This window comes from Pseudoxanthomonas sp. F11 (genome assembly GCF_037046485.1).
Lineage (GTDB): Bacteria > Pseudomonadota > Gammaproteobacteria > Xanthomonadales > Xanthomonadaceae > Pseudoxanthomonas_A.
Genome location: NZ_JBANLZ010000001.1, coordinates 904,172 through 922,906, shown reverse-complemented (window position 1 = coordinate 922,906; position 18,735 = coordinate 904,172). Strand labels below are relative to the sequence as shown.

18 protein-coding genes and 1 pseudogene are annotated in these 18,735 nt (G+C 67.8%); 5 read left to right on the top strand and 14 right to left on the bottom strand.

The genetic code is table 11. The features are described 5' to 3' along the window. Positions 1 to 7 precede the first annotated feature (7 nt). On the bottom strand, positions 8 to 1,618 hold the full coding sequence (locus V8246_RS04505) for an electron transfer flavoprotein-ubiquinone oxidoreductase (protein ID WP_336188087.1): 1,611 nt from the start codon (positions 1,616 to 1,618) through the stop codon (positions 8 to 10). 89 nt (positions 1,619 to 1,707) lie between these two features. Here V8246_RS04505 and V8246_RS04500 point away from each other — a divergent pair, with 89 nt between their 5' ends. Continuing rightward, the gene (locus V8246_RS04500) at positions 1,708 to 2,325 is read left to right on the top strand and encodes an alpha-ketoglutarate-dependent dioxygenase AlkB (protein WP_336188335.1); all 618 of its coding nucleotides are present in this window, start codon (positions 1,708 to 1,710) and stop codon (positions 2,323 to 2,325) included. A 12-nt stretch (positions 2,326 to 2,337) separates the two neighbouring features. On the opposite strand, the gene V8246_RS04495 is transcribed toward V8246_RS04500, so the two are convergent. From V8246_RS04495 to V8246_RS04475, 5 genes are all read right to left on the bottom strand, one after another. After that, a complete protein-coding gene (locus V8246_RS04495) occupies positions 2,338 to 2,973 on the bottom strand; it encodes an ABC-type transport auxiliary lipoprotein family protein (RefSeq protein ID WP_336188086.1) in 636 nt (211 codons plus the stop codon). Continuing rightward, entirely contained in the window at positions 2,970 to 3,896 is a 927-nt protein-coding gene (locus V8246_RS04490) for an MlaD family protein (protein ID WP_336188085.1), read from the bottom strand. Before V8246_RS04490 ends, V8246_RS04495 begins: the two co-directional genes overlap by 4 nt. 3 nt (positions 3,897 to 3,899) lie before the next feature. Further along, positions 3,900 to 4,691 carry an ABC transporter ATP-binding protein gene (locus V8246_RS04485; RefSeq protein WP_313495347.1) on the bottom strand — a complete coding sequence of 264 codons (792 nt, stop codon included), beginning with the start codon at positions 4,689 to 4,691 and terminating at the stop codon, positions 3,900 to 3,902. Between the two features lie 98 nt (positions 4,692 to 4,789). Then, positions 4,790 to 5,905: an MlaE family lipid ABC transporter permease subunit gene (locus V8246_RS04480; protein ID WP_187574343.1), complete on the bottom strand. Its 1,116-nt coding sequence runs from the start codon at positions 5,903 to 5,905 to the stop codon at positions 4,790 to 4,792. Further along, positions 5,902 to 6,834 (bottom strand): DMT family transporter, encoded by a 933-nt coding sequence (locus V8246_RS04475; RefSeq protein WP_336188083.1) that lies wholly within the window; start codon positions 6,832 to 6,834, stop codon positions 5,902 to 5,904. Before V8246_RS04475 ends, V8246_RS04480 begins: the two co-directional genes overlap by 4 nt. A gap of 42 nt (positions 6,835 to 6,876) precedes the next feature. Here V8246_RS04475 and V8246_RS04470 point away from each other — a divergent pair, with 42 nt between their 5' ends. Then, the gene (locus V8246_RS04470; protein ID WP_336188334.1) at positions 6,877 to 8,124 is read left to right on the top strand and encodes a threonine/serine exporter family protein; all 1,248 of its coding nucleotides are present in this window, start codon (positions 6,877 to 6,879) and stop codon (positions 8,122 to 8,124) included. Between the two features lie 69 nt (positions 8,125 to 8,193). On the opposite strand, the pseudogene V8246_RS04465 reads toward V8246_RS04470, so the two are convergent. The 4 genes and pseudogenes from V8246_RS04465 to V8246_RS04450 form a co-directional block, all read right to left on the bottom strand. Further along, a pseudogene (locus V8246_RS04465) lies at positions 8,194 to 8,556 on the bottom strand (H-NS histone family protein); the annotation flags it as partial. Positions 8,557 to 8,665: 109 nt separating this feature from the next. Further along, positions 8,666 to 10,360 carry a proline--tRNA ligase gene (locus tag V8246_RS04460; protein ID WP_336188333.1) on the bottom strand — a complete coding sequence of 565 codons (1,695 nt, stop codon included), beginning with the start codon at positions 10,358 to 10,360 and terminating at the stop codon, positions 8,666 to 8,668. A gap of 61 nt (positions 10,361 to 10,421) precedes the next feature. Beyond that, a complete protein-coding gene (locus V8246_RS04455; protein ID WP_336188082.1) occupies positions 10,422 to 10,706 on the bottom strand; it encodes a DUF4124 domain-containing protein in 285 nt (94 codons plus the stop codon). Between the two features lie 6 nt (positions 10,707 to 10,712). Continuing rightward, positions 10,713 to 11,099: a DUF4124 domain-containing protein gene (locus tag V8246_RS04450; protein WP_336188080.1), complete on the bottom strand. Its 387-nt coding sequence runs from the start codon at positions 11,097 to 11,099 to the stop codon at positions 10,713 to 10,715. Between the two features lie 92 nt (positions 11,100 to 11,191). On the opposite strand from V8246_RS04450, the gene pssA reads away from it, so the two are divergent. The 3 genes from pssA to rimI are packed head-to-tail and all read left to right on the top strand — an operon-like array spanning position 11,192 to position 12,905. Next, on the top strand, positions 11,192 to 11,971 hold the full coding sequence (gene pssA / locus V8246_RS04445) for a CDP-diacylglycerol--serine O-phosphatidyltransferase (RefSeq protein WP_336188079.1): 780 nt from the start codon (positions 11,192 to 11,194) through the stop codon (positions 11,969 to 11,971). Next, complete coding sequence (locus V8246_RS04440) at positions 11,968 to 12,399, top strand: alanine acetyltransferase (protein WP_336188078.1); 432 nt, start codon at positions 11,968 to 11,970, stop codon at positions 12,397 to 12,399. The genes pssA and V8246_RS04440 overlap by 4 nt, the downstream gene beginning before the upstream one ends. Positions 12,400 to 12,449: 50 nt before the next feature. Beyond that, complete coding sequence (gene rimI, locus V8246_RS04435; protein ID WP_336188332.1) at positions 12,450 to 12,905, top strand: ribosomal protein S18-alanine N-acetyltransferase; 456 nt, start codon at positions 12,450 to 12,452, stop codon at positions 12,903 to 12,905. A 204-nt stretch (positions 12,906 to 13,109) separates the two neighbouring features. Here rimI and V8246_RS04430 read toward each other — a convergent pair whose 3' ends face one another. The 4 genes from V8246_RS04430 to V8246_RS04415 form a co-directional block, all read right to left on the bottom strand. Continuing rightward, on the bottom strand, positions 13,110 to 13,538 hold the full coding sequence (locus tag V8246_RS04430; protein ID WP_336188077.1) for an isoprenylcysteine carboxylmethyltransferase family protein: 429 nt from the start codon (positions 13,536 to 13,538) through the stop codon (positions 13,110 to 13,112). A gap of 35 nt (positions 13,539 to 13,573) precedes the next feature. Next, on the bottom strand, positions 13,574 to 16,543 hold the full coding sequence (locus tag V8246_RS04425; RefSeq protein ID WP_336188076.1) for a valine--tRNA ligase: 2,970 nt from the start codon (positions 16,541 to 16,543) through the stop codon (positions 13,574 to 13,576). 105 nt (positions 16,544 to 16,648) lie between these two features. Next, a complete protein-coding gene (locus V8246_RS04420; protein ID WP_336188074.1) occupies positions 16,649 to 17,071 on the bottom strand; it encodes a DNA polymerase III subunit chi in 423 nt (140 codons plus the stop codon). A gap of 68 nt (positions 17,072 to 17,139) precedes the next feature. Then, entirely contained in the window at positions 17,140 to 18,615 is a 1,476-nt protein-coding gene (locus V8246_RS04415) for a leucyl aminopeptidase (protein WP_336188072.1), read from the bottom strand. Positions 18,616 to 18,735 lie beyond the last annotated feature (120 nt).

Sequence of the window (18,735 nt, the reverse complement as noted above, 5' to 3'; positions counted from 1 at the left end):
GGAGTCCTTAAAGGTTCTGGTAATTCGGCCCCGATCCGCCTTCCGGCGTCACCCAGTCGATGATCTGGTAGGGATCCTTGATGTCGCAGGTCTTGCAGTGCACGCAGTTGGCGGCGTTGATCTGCAGGCGCTTGCCGTTGCCGTCGGCGACGATCTCATACACTCCCGCCGGGCAGAAGCGCGTGCAGGGGTTGTCGTACTCGGCGGCGCAACGGGTCACGCAGACGGACGTGTCGTGCACGCGCAGGTGCACGGGCTGGTCTTCGTCATGCTCGGTGGCCGCGAAGTAGACGCCCTGCAGGCGGTCGCGCGGGGCCAGGGTGCGGTCCACGTAGTCGCGCTTGGATGCTTCGTGTTCGCTGAGCTTGTCGAGCGATGACCAATCCGGCTTGACCTTCAGCGTCCAGGGCGACAGACCGCCGGTGACGGTTTCCCACGCGGCGTTGGCCATGCCGAACCACAGACCCTTCTTGAAGCCGGGTTTGATGTTGCGCACGGACTTCAGCTCGGCCATCGCATCCGAGGCACGCAGCTTCGCGTCGAAACCTTCGGGTGCCAGCTGCGATGTCACCAGATGCTCGGCCGCCAGCATGCCGCTGCGGATGGCCTGGTGCGTGCCCTTGATCTTCGGCACGTTGAGCAGGCCTGCGGTATCGCCGATCAGCAGCGCGCCGGGCATTTCCACCTTCGGCAGCGACTGCCAGCCGCCGGTGACGATGGCGCGCGCACCGGCGGACAGGATGCTGCCGCCTTCAAGGAGCGGCTTGATCAGCGGGTGGTTTTTCCATTGCTGGAAGGCTTCCCACGGCTTGTACTCAGGGTCCTTGTAGTCCAAGCCGCTGACATAGCCCAGGGCGATCTGGTTGTTCTCCAGGTGGTAGAGGAAGCTGCCGCCGTAGATGTCGTTGCTGGCGGGCCAGCCCAGGGTATGCACGATCTTGCCGGGCGTGACGCGGCCTTCCGGCACCTGCCACAGTTCCTTGATGCCGATCGAATACGCCTGCGGATCGCTGTCCTTGTCCAGCGCGAAGCGCTTGACCAGCCGCTTGGTCAGGTGGCCACGGGCGCCTTCGGCCAGCACGGTGACCTTGGCGCGGATGTCGATGCCCTGCGTGTAGCCGGGTTTGTGGCTGCCATCCTTGGCGATACCCATGTCGCCGATGCGCACACCCAACACTTTGCCGTCGTGGTCGTGCAGCGTCTCGGCGGCAGCGAAGCCCGGGTAGATCTCCACGCCCAGCGCTTCGGCCTGCGGGGCCAGCCAGGCGCACATCGCGCCCAGCGACACGATGAAGTTGCCATGGTTGCGCATGCCCGGCGGCACCATCGGGAACTTGCGGCCGCCTTCCTTGCTGAAGTACCAGAACTCGTCCTCCGTGGCCGGCACGCAGATCGGCGGTGGATTGTCGCGCCAGCCGGGGAGCAGGGCATCCAGCGGTTGTGGTTCGATCACGGCGCCGGACAGGATGTGCGCGCCGATCGTGCTGGCCTTCTCGATCACGCAGACCGAGATATCGGGATCCAACTGTTTCAGCCGGATGGCGAAGGCCAGGCCCGCCGGGCCCGCGCCGACGGTGACGACGTCGTACTCCATCACATCGCGTTCGACATCGGACATCGGGCTTGGCTCCAGCAGGGCGTTAGGCTGCCGGTATTTTCGGGGTTTGCGCGGGACGGGGCAAATCCGCGAGCATCGCGGGCGTGACCATACCCTTGCCACTGCCGACGGATGGAACCTTCCCTGCGCTGCCGGGCGCATCGCTCGCGTTCGTGCCGGAATGGCTGGGCGTCGACCAGGCCGATGCGTTGTTGCGCCTCCTCCAGCGCGACCTGCCGTGGAGCGTGCACCGGATCAGGATGTTCGGACGTGAAGTGGATTCCCCCCGTCTCAGCGCTTGGATCGGGGATGCAGGGGCGGTCTACCGCTATTCGGGCGCCGATTTCACGCCTTGCCCCTGGAATCAGGCCCTGTCCGTGCTCAGGGTGCGGCTGCAGGAGGAACTGGGAGTGCCGTTCAACAGCGTGCTGGCGAACCTGTATCGCGACGGGCGGGATGCGATGGGCTGGCACAGCGACGACGAGCCCGAACTGGGTCCACGTCCTGTCATCGCCTCGGTGAGCCTGGGCGGCGTGCGGCGTTTTGCGCTGAAGCACCGCCACGATGGGGCACTGAAAGGCACGCTAGAACTGCCGCATGGCAGCCTGCTGGTGATGTCCGGTGACACCCAACGGCTGTACCGGCATGCGCTTCCGCGTACCTCCCGCGTGGTGGCTCCCCGGATCAATCTGACGTTCCGCCAGGTCGATCCGGCGCGTCGCCGCTGAGCGGCGGACGGGTCAGGGGGATGCGGCCGGCTTCGGGTCGCTATTCCCCGAAGCGAGCACCCAACCCGCGATATCGGTCGTGGCCGCTTGCAGCGCCTGTTCGAACGCCGCGGCCACACGGGCGACGTCCACGCCATCCGCTGGCCGCTGCTGCAGGAACGTGCGCGAGGCGACGACGCGCTGGCCGCGGTTGTTCACCAGCTTGGCGTTCACCTCCACCACCGCCTCCGGCAGTGCGCCGCCCGCGTAGTCGGCGTCGAACCGGCGCAGGTCCATGACCAGCTTGTAGTCGCCCAGGATGCCGGCGTCGGCGCTGGCCACGGCCGGAATGCGGCCGGAATCCTCCAGCGTGCGCTGTACCGCGTCCTGCAGCATGTCCGTTGCCGGCATCGCCCAGGACGCGCCGCGATAGACCTGCAGCTCGCCCGGTGTCGGCCGCACGCTGATGCGGGGGCTGTCGATCACCCGCGCCGCGGTGGGCTTGGCGATCACCAGCGTCCATGACACGGCAGGCCAGTCGGGGCGCGCCGACACGCGGACGTCGGGGGCGAAGATGGTGACGGGATCGCGCTGTTCGCTGCCCAGGATGGAACAGCCGGCCAGCGCGAGCGCAAGGGGAAGGACAAGGACGAGGCGCATCGGCTTCATTTCGGGTCGAACTCCTTGGGTGCATCGCGGCCCAGCAGGTAGCGCGCGGGATTGCCTTCGAGGCGGTCGCTGACACGGCGCAGGTCGCGCACCAGGCCGCGCAGTTCGGTCAGCGTGGGGCCCAACTGGCCCAGGCCGTCATTGGCAAAGCTGTTGATGGCGGCCCGGTTCTCGCCGAGGATCGCATCGGCGTTGCCGGCCGCCGAATCCAGCTTGCCCAGCGTCGTTTCCAGCTTGTCCAGGATCCCAGGCAGCTCCTGCACCAGATTCTTGTCCAGGCGCTCGATGGCGCCGTTGGTGGTGGTCAGGGTCTTGTCCAGGTTCTGCGCCGCGTCGCGCGCGCTGACGATCAGCGACTCCAGCCCGTCCTCGCGGCTGGCGAGCGAGTTGCTCATGGATTCCAGGTTGTCCAGCGTGGCGGTGATGCTGGCCACGTTCTTGTCGCTCAGCACCTGGTCCAGGCGCTCGACGATGCGGTTCGCGGTGTCGGTGATGTTCTGCAGTGCCGACGGAGCGGTCTGGATCACCGGCGCTTCGCGGCTGTCCACGCTGGTCAGGGCCGGTGCCTGCGGCGTACCGCCGCTGAGCTGGATGATGGTCGGCCCCGTCAGGCTGGTGATGGCGAGCTTCGCACGGGTATCGGTTTTCACCGGCGTGTACGACTCCACCCGGATGCGCGCGATCACCTGGCGCGGATCGTTGGGCGCGAGCGACAGTTTGGTGATCGAGCCCACCGCAATGCCGTTGTACTGCACCGGGCTGCCGACGGACAGGCCGGTGACCGCCTCGCGGAACACCACCTGGTACTCCTGCCACGTGCGTTCCGATGAATACTTGGCCGCCCACAACCCGAACAGCAGCAGCGCGCTGGCGATGATGAGGGTGAAGGCCCCGATGAGGACGTAGTTGGCGCGTGTTTCCATGGATCAGACCGCCGTTTGCGAAAGGGAGGGCACGGAAGGCCGCTGTCCGTCGCGCGCGGCGCGCGCGCGCGGACCGTGGAAGTATTCCTGCACCCAGGGATGGTCGAACTGCTCCACCTCCGGCAGCGGCGCGACCGTGACCACCTTGCGGTCCGCCAGGACGGCCACGCGGTCGCAGATCGCGTACAGCGTGTCCAGGTCGTGGGTGATCAGGAACACCGTGAGACCGAGCGCTTCCTGCAGGGTCTTGATCAGACGGTCGAATGCGGCCGCGCCGATCGGGTCCAGCCCCGCGGTGGGTTCGTCGAGGAACAGCAGCGGCGGATCGAGGGCCAGCGCGCGGGCCAGCCCGGCGCGCTTGCGCATGCCGCCCGACAGCTGCGATGGCAGCTTGTTCAGCGCATCGGCGGGCAGGCCGGCCAGCTTGACCTTCAGCAGGGCCAGTTCGTAGCGCCAGCTGTCCGGCAGTTCCGGATGATGCTCCTTCAGCGGCACCTGCACGTTCTCGCCGACCGTCAGCGAGGAGAACAGCGCGCCGTCCTGGAACAGCACGCCGGTGTTGCGTTCGATGTGCTGGCGCGCGGCGGGGTCCTGCGACAGCGCATCCTCGCCGAGCACGGAGATCCGGCCCTCCTGCGGCTCGCGCAGGCCGAGGATGGCGCGCATCAGCACGGACTTGCCGGTACCGGAACCGCCGACCACGCCGAGGATCTCGCCGCGGCGCACGTCCAGATCCAGGCCCTCGTGCACGGTCTGCTCGCCGAAACGGTTGACCAGCCCCCGCACCTGGATCACGGCGTCATGGGCCGACGAAGCGGCATGCGCTTGCGGCGTCGCTGGCAGAAGCCCGCCAGCCGAATCCGTCGACGGTTGTCCGATCCCTGATGCCATCGTCACCAATCCATGTGCATGAACCACAGCGCGGCCAGCGCGTCGATCATGATCACCAGCGAGATGGCCTGCACCACGCTGGATGTGGTGCGCTCGCCGACGGACTGCGCGGTGCCCTCCACGCGCAGGCCCTCCAGGCAGCCGATCAGGCCGATCACCAGCGCGAACACCGGCGCCTTCGACAGGCCCACCAGGAAGTGGCGCACTTCGATGGTGTCGTGCATGCGCGCGATGTACATCTGCGGCGGGATGTCCAGGTCGAAGGCGCCCACGGTGACACCCCCGGCCAGGCCCGCCATCATCGAAATGAAGGTCAACAGCGGCAGCATCACCAGCAGCGCGAGCAGGCGCGGGATCACCAGCAGGTCGATGGGGTCCAGACCCAACGTGCGGATGGCGTCGATCTCCTCGCGGCTCTTCATCGCGCCGATCTGCGCGGTGAAGGCCGACGCGGTGCGACCGGCCAGCACGATGGCCGTCATCAGCACGGCGAATTCACGCAGGAACGCGATGCTCACCAGTTCCACCACGTAGATCTCCGCGCCGAAGTCGCGCAGCACCGTAGAGCCGAGGAAGGCGATCACCGCCCCCACCATGTACGACAGCAGGATCACCAGCGGCACCGCATCCAGGCCCACCGCTTCCATGTGCGCCACCGTGGCCGTGGGGCGGAAACGGCGCGGCTCCTTGACCATCCGCACCAGCTTGACCAGGTTCTCGCCGGTGAAGCTGAGCAGGGCGACGATTTCCTGCCCGTTCTCGTGGACCCGCTGGCCCAGACGGGACAGCGCGGCGAGTACGCCGTAGTCGCGCTTGCGTGGCGGCCGGTCGTCGGCGACATCCTCGATGGTGCTGACCAGTGCCTGATGGTCGGTACGGAACGCGATGTCCGACAGCTCCATGCCGCGGCGCTTGGCGAAGCGCATCAACTGCAGCACGCCGGCGGAATCGATGCGGTCGATCCCGGTGGCATCCAGTTGGTCGACCGCGTCCGGCAGCGTGCGCAGCTGCTCGGCCACCTCCAGCGCGCTGGACAGCGTCCAGTCGCCGCCCAGCCGGACCCGGCGGGGTTCAGCGGCATCGGCTTCGCAGTGCGGGCGGGCAAGGGTGGGGGTCATGGCATCGCTCGGCCAAGGAGCATACAGGCTATACCGCTGAACGTGAGGACCACGCCGATGAACGCCCGCTTGCCCAGCGGTTCCCGCAACCACAGCGCCGCGAGCACCACCACGAAGACCGAGGCGGACTCGTTGAGGATCGCGGCCACCGAGGCCGAGGTGAACTTGTAGCCGCCGAGCCACAACACCATCGACAGTCCCTGACCGACCAACGCGGCCACGAGCAGGCGACGCCACGGCACCCCGGAGGCGACGAAGCGCATGCGCGCGCGCATCGCCGGCAGCGCGGCCAGCCCCAGCAGGCCCGCGACCGCGCCGGCGAGCCGCAGTGTGGTCACCCACAGCAAGGGTTGGGTTTCCAGCGTGCGCTTGACCATCACGATGGCGATGGCCATCAGGGCGATCGCGGCCAGCCCGATGACCACGCCGCGCGCCGTGTGCTGAGGATGCGTCCGCCATTCCCCGGGGGGGCGACTGACCAGCAGGACGCCCAGCCCCACCAGCGCGAACCCCAGCCACTGTCCCGCGCCCAGGCGTTCGTCCAGGAACAGGAAGCCGAGCAGGAGCACCAGCGGACTGTAGAGATTGCCGATCACGCCCATCCGACCGGCGCCCAGTTCGTTGAGCGCGCGGAAGTACAGGGTGTCGGCCAGCGCGATGCCGATCACGCCGCTGGCCACGACGATGGCCAGTTCCTCCGCCGGCAGCGACGGCCAGGCCCCCGCATGCAGCACCAGCGCCACCGGTGCCAGCACGGCAAGCACCAGTCCGTTCTTGAGCAGGTTGAGCGCGAGCGGCGGCAGATGCACGCCCAGCTGCCGTGCCAGGATCACGCCCACCGCCCATGTCGCCGCGCTGCCCAGCGCCATGGCCTCGCCGATGCCCACCTGTACCCCAGTCTTGTTGCGGGTGCGTAGTGTAAGCAGCATGCGATGAAGGCGACCGCACGCCGCTTCGGCGATACTGTGCCGATGGCCGACGACACGTTGACTCCTGCGACCTACGCCCAGCGCATCGCCTTCGTCTGCGAGATCGCCGGGCGCCTGCACCGTTACGGCACCACCGCGCAGCGGCTGGAGGGCACGGTGGTCGGGCTCTCGCAGCGGCTGGGCCTGGATTGCGAGCCGTGGTCGAACCCGACCGGCCTGATCCTGAGCTTCAGCGATCCGGTACGGCCGCTGGGGGCCAGCGACAGCACGCGGGTGATCCGGCTGGCGCCGGGCGAAACCGACCTGCACAAGCTCAGCGAAGCGGACCGCATCGCCGATGCCGTGTCGATGGGGGAAATGAGCATCGCCCAGGGCCACACGGCGCTGCGCGCACTCGACCGCACGCCGAGCGCGCGCTGGCGCGCGATGCAGATCTTCGCGTCGGGCCTGGCGGCGGCGGCCGTCGCGGGGCTGTGGCGGCTGCCGTGGCTGGACATGGCGACGGCGGGGCTGATCGGCATCATCATCGGCGTGCTGGGCGAGCTGATCGCGCGCCGGCCACAGATGAAGGAAGCCAGCGACGCGATCTCGGCATTGGTGGCGGGCTTCGTCGCCATCCTGGTGGCCAACTTCATCGCGCCGCTCAATCTCAACACGGTGATCATCGCGTCGCTGATCGTGCTGCTGCCCGGCATGGCCCTCACCAATGCGGTGAACGAGCTGACCAGCCAGCACTTGGTATCCGGCGTGGCACGTTTCGCCGGCGCCATGGCGACGGTGCTCAAGCTGACCGTCGGCAGCATGATCGCGGTGACGCTGGCGCAGCTGGTGGGCCTGTACCCGGAAGTCCGCGCGCTGAGGCCGCAGCCGGAATGGGTGGAGTGGGTCGCGATGGTGTTCGCGGCCTATGCCTTCGCCGTGCTGTTCAAGGCCCACCGGCGCGACTATTTCTGGGTGATGGCCGCCGCCATCGCCGGGTACAGCATTTCGCGCTATGCCGGGCAGGCCTGGGGCAGTCCGGTGGGGATCTTCCTGTCCGCGCTGGTGCTGACGGCGGCCGGCAACGCATTTGCGCGCTGGGCCAACCGGCCGGGTGCGCTCATCCGTGTGCCCGGCATCCTGATGCTGGTGCCGGGCAGCACCAGCCTGCGCGGCCTGCTGACGCTGGTGCAGCAACAGGATGTGGGCGTGGGCCAGTCCGCGCTGCTGGCGGTGACCAACGTGGTGATGGCGCTGATCGCGGGCCTGCTGTTCGGCAACCTGCTGATCTCTTCGCGCAAGAATCTCTGAGGCGACCTGCGCAAACGAAAACGGGAGGCCAGGCCTCCCGTTCGTGTCCAATGCCGCAGCGGCTTACTTCTTCTTGATGAGGAAGTCGTCGGCCTTCTTGCCCTTGGCGATCAGGGCCGCCATCCAGCGCGGATGCTTGCCGCGGCCGGTCCAGGTTTCCTTCGGGTTGGCCGGGTTGCGGTACTTCGGCGCGACCTTGCCCAGCTTGCGGCCGGCGCGGGAGCTGGGCTTTGCCGCGCCCTTGGCGCCCCGATTGCCGGACATGCCGAAAAGCTCTTCCAGCGTATAGCCCTCGGCCTTGGCGAACTTGGTGATCTTGCTGCGCACGGTCGCGATGGGCGTGCGCTTGGCCAGCCGGTTCTGCTGCTGCTTGGCTTTCTCGATCAGGGCGCCAAGCTCCTTGGCGGACAGGTTACGCAGGTCGATCGACATCAGAATCTCCAGTCGGGAAGGGGGCGCCCGTCCTTGGCCGAATCATCATCTTAATCGACGGGATAATCGCGGTACAAACCACGCCGCGTCCCGCCGCGCACCCGCGGCCTCAGCCCCGCAGGCGCGCCAGCAGTTCGTCGCGACCGATGTTCTCGGCCTCCGTCGCCCGGCGCGCGCGGTATTCGAACGTGCCCGCGGCCAGCCCGCGTTCGGAGACCACCACGCGATGTGGAATGCCGATCAGTTCGATGTCGGCGAACATCGCGCCGGGGCGCAGGCCGCGGTCGTCCAGCACCGCCTCGATGCCGGCAGCCTGCAGTTCTTCGAGCAGGGCTTCGGCCGCACTGTTCACCGCGACATCGTTTTTCGGATTGATCATGCAGACGGCCACGGCCCACGGCGCCATCGGCGCCGGCCAGATGATGCCGTTGGCGTCGTGGTTCTGTTCGATCGCCGCCGCCACGATGCGCGACACGCCGATGCCGTAGCAGCCCATCGCCGGCGTGGCGGCCTTGCCGGTCTCGTCCAGCACGGTGAACTTCATCGCTTCGCTGTACTTGCGGCCGAGCTGGAACACATGGCCCACCTCGATGCCGCGTACGATGCGGATCTCGCCGCCGTCGGCGGCCCGGTCGCCGGGCACCACGTTGCGGATGTCGGCCACGGTCTCCGGTTCCGGCAGGTCGCGGCCCCAGTTGACGCCCGCCAGGTGGAAGCCGGTCTCGTTGGCGCCGACCACGAAGTCCGCCATCGCCGCCACGTCGCGGTCGGCGATCACGCGGATCGCCTGCTTAGCGCCGATCGGGCCGAGGAAGCCGGGCTCGCTGCCGAGGTGGGCCAGGATTTCGGCCTCCGTCGCCAGGCGGTAGTCGGCCATGCCGGCGACCTTGCCCAGCTTGATCTCGTTGACGGCGTGGTCGCCGCGTACCAGCGCCAACACGAAGCCGCCATCCGTCATCAGGGCGATCGACTTGACGGTGCGCTGGAGGGGAATGCCGAGCAGTGCGGCGACGTCCTCGCAGGTCTTCTGCGTGGGCGTGGCGACCTTGTTCATCGCTTCCGAGGCGGCCGCCCGCGGGCCGGGTGCGGCTGCCTGTGCGGTTTCGACATTCGCGGCATAGTCGGAGCCGGTGGAGAACGCGATGGCGTCCTCGCCCGAATCCGCCAGCACGTGGAACTCCTGCGAGGCGTCGCCGCCGATGGCGCCGCTGTCTGCCTGCACCGCGCGGAAGTCCAGGCCCAGGCGGGTGAAGATGCGCGTGTAGGCCGCATGCATGTTGCGGTATTCGCGCACCAGATCCTCGTCGGTGATGTGGAAGGAGTACGCATCCTTCATCACGAACTCGCGCGCACGCATCACGCCGAAACGCGGACGGATCTCGTCGCGGAACTTGGTCTGGATCTGGTAGAAGTTGACCGGCAGCTGCTTGTAGCTGGACAGCTCCTGGCGCGCGAAGTCGGTCACCGCTTCCTCGGCCGTGGGGCTGTAGCAGAAATGCTGTTCCTTGCGGTCGGTGATCTTCAGCAACTGGCCACCGAACTTCTCCCAGCGTCCGGTTTCCTCCCACAGCTCGCGCGGCTGGATGGTCGGCATGATCATTTCGATGGCGCCGGCGCGGTCCATTTCCTCGCGCACGACGGTTTCCACCTTGCGCAGCACGCGCAGGCCCAGCGGCGACCAGGTGTACAGGCCGGCGGCCAGCTTGCGGATCATGCCGGCGCGCAGCATCAGCTGGTGGCTGACCAGTTCGGCGTCGGCCGGAGTTTCCTTGGTGGTGCGGAGGTGGAACTGCGACAGGCGCATCGGCATCGGCGTTCAGGGGGACGAATCGCCTATTTTGCCAGCCTTGGCCGCGCGCGGGGCGTTATTCCGGCGGCCCGGCCCGATCGCCTTCCACCCGGATGCCGGCGGGCATGTCACGGTCCAGTCGTTCGTAGCGCCGGCCTGTCGGCGGACGGTCGGTGATCTGAAGCACGCCGGCATCATCGCGCCAGCGATACAGCGAAGGGCGGATGTCCTGTGCCTGGGCAGCCGCCTGGCGGGCCCGCGCCTGCGTGTGCTGTCGGGGTTCCGGTGACTCGCGCGCCAGCCACCAGGCGATGCCGCCGCCCGCGGCGATGCCGACCACGACGGCCAGCCAGGCCCGCACGAAGCGTCAGCCGCCCGGCTTGCAGTAGGCCTTTACCGCCGCGTCGGCCAGGGCGCGCTGGTTGGCGCGCGCCGTGTCGTCCAGGGTGACGTCAGGCTTGCCGTCACCGTCGGTGTCCTGCTGGACCGGACCCTGGTGGCCCAGGATGTCCAGGTTCTTCCGCGCCGATACGCACTGCGGATGTTCGGCCGGCTTGCCGCTGGGCGAGGCCTCCGCCGTCGGTGCGCCGTACTGGTTGATGCGCCGGTTCTGCACCACCTGGTTCGGTGGCGGGCTGTCGGCATAGTGGGTGACGCCGTTCTTGTCCTTCCACTGGTAGACCTGCTGGGCCTGAGCCGTGGCGGCGACGGCGAGGCAGAGCGCCAGCGCGGCGAGACAGGGGACGAGGCGCATGGCCGGCTCCGGGATCGAGGAACCCCGATTGCAGCACCCCGAGGGCGTACAGGCAAGCCGGAGCACGGACCGCTTGGGCTAAACTGCGACCCATGAACGAAATCAAGCCGCCCCCGCGCTCGCGCGGGATCTACCTGCTGCCCAACCTGTTCACTACGGCCGGCCTGTTCGCGGGGTTCTTCGCGATCATCGCCGCGGCGAACGGTCAGTTCGTCCACGCCGCGGTCGCGGTCTTCGTGGCGGGCCTGATGGACGGCATCGACGGGCGGGTGGCGCGGCTGACCGGCACCAGCAGCGACTTCGGCGTGCAGTACGACTCGCTGGCCGATCTGGTCAGCTTCGGCCTGGCGCCGGCGCTGGTGATGTACCACTGGTCGCTGTCGGCGCTGAAGTTCGATGGCGGCGTGATGGGCCGCGTGGGCTGGGTGGTGGCGTTCCTGTACGCGGCCTGCGCGGCGCTGCGCCTGGCCCGCTTCAACACCCAGGTGGGCACGGTGGACAAGCGATGGTTCATCGGCCTGGCCAGCCCGGCGGCGGCGGGGTTGATGATGTCCTTCGTGTGGGCGTTCGCCGACGGCGAACTGGGCTGGACCGGCGAGGAACTGCGCTATGTGGCGCTGGGCGTGACCCTGGCCGCGGCACTGTTGATGGTCAGCCGCATCCGCTTCTGGAGCTTCAAGGGAACGGGTGAAGGCGGGGCGAAAGCCGACCGCATTCCGTTCGTGGTGCTGGCACTGGTGCCGTTGGTGCTGGCCATCCTCTTCATCGACCTGCCGCGCACCTTGTTGGCCGTCGGCGTGGTGTATGCGCTGTCGGGGCCGGGGTACTGGCTGTGGCACCGGATGCGCCGGCAAAAGGACGCGCAGGCGTGACGCTCTCGGCGGACCGTCTGTGGTCGGCCGAGCAGCAGGGTTGGCTGCGAGCGCTGGGCCTGACCGTCTTCCTGCCCGCCGACTGGCCTACCGAAGCGGGCGCTCTGCCTGAGGCGGCCGAACCGGTGGCCGAGCGCCCCGAGCGCGCGATGTCCCCCTCGCCCGTGCGCGCCCGGCCGCCTGGACCCGAGGCGATCGAACGTACGCCGCCGGTGCGTCCCGCGTCGCCGTCGCGCACGCCCGGCTCTCGCATGCCCGACCGGCTGCATTTCGCGCTGATCCGCGCCTCGGGTGTGAATCCCAACGCGCCGGGTGCGGCGGAGGTGTTCGCACAATGGCCATCGTCGGTCGAGCTGCGCGGCAATCCCGCGGCCAAGCGCGCGCTATGGCCGCTGCTGCGGCGCCTGCGGCGGGGCACGCCGTCGTGAGTACGCTGGGCGTCGAGGCATTACCGGCGTCCGCACCCAGCCTGCGGCCGATGCGCGAGGGTGACCTCGACGCGGTGATGGCGATCGAACAACGGGCGTATCCGTTTCCCTGGACAAGGGGAATCTTCCGCGACTGCCTGAAATCCGGCTATCCGTCGTGGGTGATGACCGAACACGGGCTGGTGATCGGCTACGGGCTGTTGAGCATCGCCGCGGACGAGGCGCATGTGCTGAACATCTGTGTCGCGCCCGAACGTCAGGGGCGGGGACTGGGCCGATACCTGCTGCGTGCGCTGGTGAAGATCGCGCGCGACCAGCGTGCGCAACGCGTGTTCCTGGAAGTCCGGCCGTCCAACCCGGGCGCGATCGCGCTGTACCACAGCGAAGGCTTCAACGAGATCGGTCGCCGCCCACGCTACTACCCGGCCCGCGACGGCCGCGAGGATGCGCTGGTGATGGCGATCGAACTGGTCGCCGACGACATCACCACGATGCCGCCTTTGTAGGGTGGGCCCTGGCCCGCCCGCGCGCTGCCGCCGACGACGGTGAACTTCCCAACGTCATCCCTGCGTCTGTCCGTCATTCCCGCGAATGGGGGAATCCATTCTGATTCTGGCTGCGCTGAAGGGACAACAGCAACGTCAATGTGGATCCCAGCGTGCGCTGGGATGACGTCAACGGTCGACGACACGGCGCGGGTTCTTCGTCCATCAAGGCCAGCGTCGGACGCGGGCCGGATACGCCTCGTAAGCGGTTCCGAACGACGCCGAAAGCGCGTGCTCCTCCGGCAGGATCTGGTAACGGGTGACGTACGCCATGTGCAGCGGCGCACCAATCAGCGAGGCGGGATGTTGCAGCCAGCAGGCCCACGCGACCAGCAACAGCGCGTGTCCCAGGTACATCGGATTGCGTGAGAGGCGGTACAGTCCGGTGATTACCAGTACCCGAGACGCTGCCGGGCGCAGCGGGTTCACCGTCGTACCGGCCCGGCCGAAAGCGAGCTTCGGCGACAGGTTGAACAGCAGGCCGAGTCCTGCGAGCGACGCGATCAGCATCGGGCGCAGCGATGGCGGCAGGGCGATGATCCCCGCGGGCAACGCGTACGCGACCACCCAAGCAATGGCGCCACACAGCACCATCACCAGAGGGGGCGGGACACGGGTCTCCCGTCTGTTCAGAGCTTCGCGCGCTGCCCGTGCAGGGCGGCGAGCTGGCTGCTCCAGTCGGCCAGGCGCTGGCGCTCCTGGTCGACCACGGCTGGCGGCACCTTGTCGGTGAACTTGGCCAGCTTGGCCTCGCTCTTGTCCTTCTCGCCGGACACGCGGGCGATTTCCTTGTCCAGGCGCGCGCGCTCGGCGTCCAGGTCGACCAGGCCTTCCAGCGGCACCAGCAGCTTCAATTCGCCGACCACGGCGGCGGCGGAGGCGGGCGCGTCCGCACCGGCTTCCAGCCATGCGATGTCGTCCAGCTTCAGCAGGAACGACAGCGACGACGCGAAGCGCACGACGCGTGTGCGGTCGTGGTCGTTGCCGTCCTGCAGCAGCAGGCGGATGGTCTTCGCCGGCGACACGTTCAGCTCGCTGCGCACGCGACGCAGCGCGGACACCATGGTCTTCAGCCACTCCACATCGGCGTCGGCCTGCGCGTAGTCCTGGCCGGCGAAATCGGCGGCGGTGGGATACGGGCGCAGTGACACCGTGCCGCCGTCGATGCCCAGCCTGGGCGCGACCTGCTGCCACAGTTCCTCGGTGACGAACGGGGTCAGCGGGTGCAGCAGGCGCAGCAGCGATTCCAGCACGTACAGCAGCGTGTGGCGGGTGCTGTCGGCCGCATCCTTGTCACTGTCATTGAGTGCAGGCCCTTCGGCCTTGCTCAGAGCAGGCTTGGCCAGTTCGACGAACCAGTCGCAGAAGTCGTTCCAGGCGAACTCGTACAGCGCCTGCGACAGCAGGTCGAAGCGGTAGGCGCCGAACTGCGCTTCGGCTTCCGCGGCAACTTTCGCGAGGCGCGACAGGATCCAGCGTTCGGCATCCGTCTTCGGCTGCGGTGCACCGGCGGCAGCGAAGCCCTCGGTGTTCATCAGCACGAAGCGGGTGGCGTTCCACAGCTTGTTGCAGAAGTTCTTGTAGCCCTCGGCGCGGCCCATGTCGAACTTGATGTCGCGGCCGTGGGTCGCCAGCGCGGCGATGGTGAAGCGCAGCGCGTCGGCGCCGTGCGCCACGATGCCGTCCGGGAATTCCTTGCGCGTGGCCTTCTCGATCTTTTCGGCCATCTTGGGCTGCATCAGGCCGCCGGTGCGCTTGGCCACCAGGTCCTCCAGCGAGATGCCGTCGATGATGTCCAGCGGATCCAGCACGTTGCCCTTGGATTTGGACATCTTCTGGCCGTCCTTGTCGCGGATCAGGCCGGTCATGTAGACGTCGCGGAACGGCACCTGGCCGACGAAGCTGTCGGTGGCCATCACCATGCGCGCCACCCAGAAGAAGATGATGTCGAAGCCGGTGACCAGCACCGACGAGGGCAGGTAGCGGGCGAAGCCGCGTTCGGCCATCGCCTGTTCGTCAGGCCAGCCCATCGTGCTGAACGGCCACAGCTGCGAGGAGAACCACGTCTCCAGCACGTCGCTGTCCTGGGTCAGCGCGACATCGGCGGAGAGCCCGGCCTTGGCGCGCGCTTCGACTTCGTCGCGGCCGACGTAGCAGTTGCCCGCGTCGTCGAACCACGCCGGAATGCGGTGGCCCCACCAGAGCTGGCGGCTGATGCACCAGTCCTGGATGTTCTCCATCCAGTGGCGGTAGGTGTTGATCCAGTTCGGCGGCACGAATTTCACCTCACCGGACTCGACCAGTTCCAGGCCGCGCCTGGCCAACCCGTCCATCTTCACGAACCACTGGTCGGTCAGGTAAGGCTCGATCACCTGGTTGGTGCGGTCGCCGCGCGGCACCTGCAGCTTGTGCGGCTTGGTTTCGACCAGCAGGCCAAGGTCTTCCAAGTCCGCCAGCACGACCTTGCGGGCTTCGTAGCGGTCCAGACCGCGATACTTCGCAGGAATTACGTCAACAATTTCCGAATCGGTTGACGCGGCTGCTAATGAGTCGAACGATCCAGCTTGAATGCTCGAGCGTGCAGTAGCGCCAGTGCCCGACTCTATGATCCGCGCAGACTGGTCAAATAGATTGATCAGTCCGTCGTTGGGAACGTCGTCAAATGCGCCTTGGCCGACATGGCGCTGCCACACCGCATAGTCGTTGAAGTCGTGCGCGGGAGTCACCTTGACTACGCCGGTGCCGAACTCCCGATCAACGTAGTCGTCGGCGATGATGGGAATCTCGCGGCCGGTCAGCGGCAGCTTCACCTTCTTGCCGACCAAATGAGCGTAGCGCTCATCCTCGGGATGGACCATCACCGCGGCATCGCCAAGTAGCGTCTCCGGGCGCGTGGTAGCCACTACCAGGTAGTCGCGAGTTTCGCGCAACGTCTCATTACCATCCGCATCGCGCTCGACATGCTCGTAGCTGGCGCCGTCCTCCAGCTTGTACGCGATCGACCACAGGAAGCCGTCTTCCTCGACGTTCTCCACTTCCAGGTCGGAAATCGCGGTCTTCAGCACCGGATCCCAGTTGACCAGGCGCTGGCCGCGGTAGATCAGGCCCTGCTCGTGCCAGCGCACGAAGGCCTCTATGACGGCCTTGGACGCCTGCTCATCCATCGTGAAGGTGCTGCGCGACCAGTCGCCGGACGCACCCATGCGGCGCATCTGCCGCTCGATGGTGTCGCCGGACTGCGCCTTCCACTCCCACACCTTGGCGATGAAGCCGTCGCGGCCCAGCGAGTCGCGCGTCTCGCCCTTGCGTTCCAGTGCCAGGTTGCGGCTGACCACCATTTCCGTCGCGATGCCCGCATGGTCGGTGCCCATCTGCCACAGCGTGTCGTAGCCGCGCATGCGGTGGTAGCGCACCAGCGCGTCCATCAGCGTGTGCTGGAACGCATGGCCCATGTGCAGCGTGCCGGTGACGTTCGGCGGCGGCAGCAGCACGGTGTACGGTTCGCCCTTGCCGCTGGGCTTGAAGTAGCCGGCGGCTTCCCACTGCGCGTACAGGCGGGATTCGAAGGATTTCGGGTCGTAGCTGGAGGCGAGGGTCATAGGGCGAGTGGGGAGTGTTGAGGAGTGAGGAGTGAGGGCGGCGTCGGCAAGGGCAAGAGCAAGGGTGTCACTCACTCCTCACTTCTCTGCGCTCCCCACTCGCTCTTACATATCGTGCTTGTTCACTTCAAAGCCGCGCGCCTTGTACTGCTTCCAGCGCTCGCGCAGCGGTTCGCGCGCGGACGGATCGGCGGGCACCACTTCCAGCACGCGCTCGCAGGCACCGGCGAAGGCCTCGTCGCGCAGGTTGATCACCAGCGCGCGGGCCGGCACGTCGACATCCGGCGTGGCGATCAGCACGGGCGTCAACTCGTCCTCTTCGTCGCCGGCGATCTGGTGCGGGATGTAGGCGTCCGGATCGAACTCCCACAGCAGCTCGTCCAGTGCCTCGGCCTGCGCCGCGTCACGTGCCAGCACCAGCGTCCACTGGTTGCTGTCGTAGGCCTTGCGGGCCAACTCGCAGACGAGCTTGAGCGGCTCCTCGAGGAACCGCGGCTTGGCGATCAGGTAGAAGTCGGCGCGGGGCATAGAAGGCAGGAGTGAGTGGGGAGAAGTGAGAGGGGAGCGTGCTCTGCTCACTCCTCACTTCTCTTCGCTCACTTCTCGCTGCTCCGGTCCAGCAGCCACTGGCTCAGCAGGCCGACCGGGCGGCCGGTCGCCATGCCGCGCTTGCCTTCGTCGTTGGAGACACCAGCGATGTCCAGGTGCGCCCAGCGCTGGCCTTCGGTGAAGCGGGCCAGGAAGCAGCCGGCGGTGATCGCGCCAGCCCAGCGGCCGCCGATGTTGTAGACATCGGCGAAGCTGGATTCCAGCTGGGTCTGGTACTCGTCCCACAGCGGCAGGCGCCAGGCGCGGTCGAACACGGTCTCGCCGGCTCCCAGCAGTTCGTTGCTGAGGTCGTCGTGCTTGCTCATCAGGCCGCTGGCATAGCGGCCCAGCGCCACGATGCAGGCGCCGGTCAGCGTGGCGACGTCGACCAGTGCGGCCGGCTTGAAGCGCTCGGCGTAGGTCAGGGCGTCGCACAGGATCAGGCGACCCTCGGCGTCGGTGTTGCCCACCTCGATCGTCTTGCCGGACATGCTGGTGATGACGTCGGACGGGCGGTACGCATTGCCGTCGATGGCGTTCTCCACCGCCGGCACGATGACCACCAGGTTCAGCGGCAACTTCATCTTCGCCGCCGCGACGAACGTGCCGATGACGCTGCCCGCGCCCAGCATGTCGTACTTCATCTCCTCGATGCCGCCCTGGGTCTTCAGGTTCACGCCGCCGGTGTCGAAGGTGATGCCCTTGCCGACCAGCACGTACGGCTTGGCGTCGCCGCCCCCGTTCCACTTCAGCACGATCAGGCGCGGGCGGTTGGCCGAGCCGCGGGCCACGGCCAGCAGCGACCCCATGCCCAGCGCTTCCATCTGCGCCTCGTCGAGGATCTCGGCCTCGGCGCCGGTTTCGGCCGCCAGCTTCTGGGCCTGCTCGGCCAGATACGCCGGGTTGCAGATGTTCGGCGGCAGGTTGCCGAGTTCACGGGTGGTCTGCACGCCCGCGGCGATGGCCACGCCCTGCGCCAGCGCCTGGGCGTCGTCGCCGCTGACGTCGAAGCGGACCAGGCCCGGGTCGTCGTTCTTCTTCTTGCCCAGGGTGGCGGTATAGCGGTAGCAGGCGTGGTCCGCGGCGATCACGGCCTGGCGGATCTTCCAGGCGGCATCGCGGTCCTTCACGTCCACTTCGGTCAGGGTGAACAGCGCGGATTTCGCCGGTCCGGTCTTCAGCGCGCGGGCCGCATCGCCGACGGCCTTCAGGTACTGGGCCACGCCGAACTTGGCCGTTTCGCCCAGTCCCACCACCAGCACGCGCGGGGCGGCGACGCCCGGCAGGTCGTGCAGCAGGGTGGTCTTGCCCGTCTTGCCACCGACATCGCCGCGCTGGACCAGGGCCGACAGCTTGCCGCCGCTGGCCGCATCCACGGCCTGCGCGGCCGGCGTGAGGCTCTTGTCGGCCCAGGCGCCTACCACGAGGCAGTCGACGCCGGCCTGGGCGGGGGCTTCGCGGTTCAGGGTGAATTCCAGCGTCATTGATCAGATTCCCGGTTCAGTTACGTACAATCGCGGGCCGGATGAAAGGTGGCTGGCGCCATCCCGGACCGCAGAGACCGCCGCCGCAGGTGCGGCGCACAAGCCCGAGATTGTAGATCA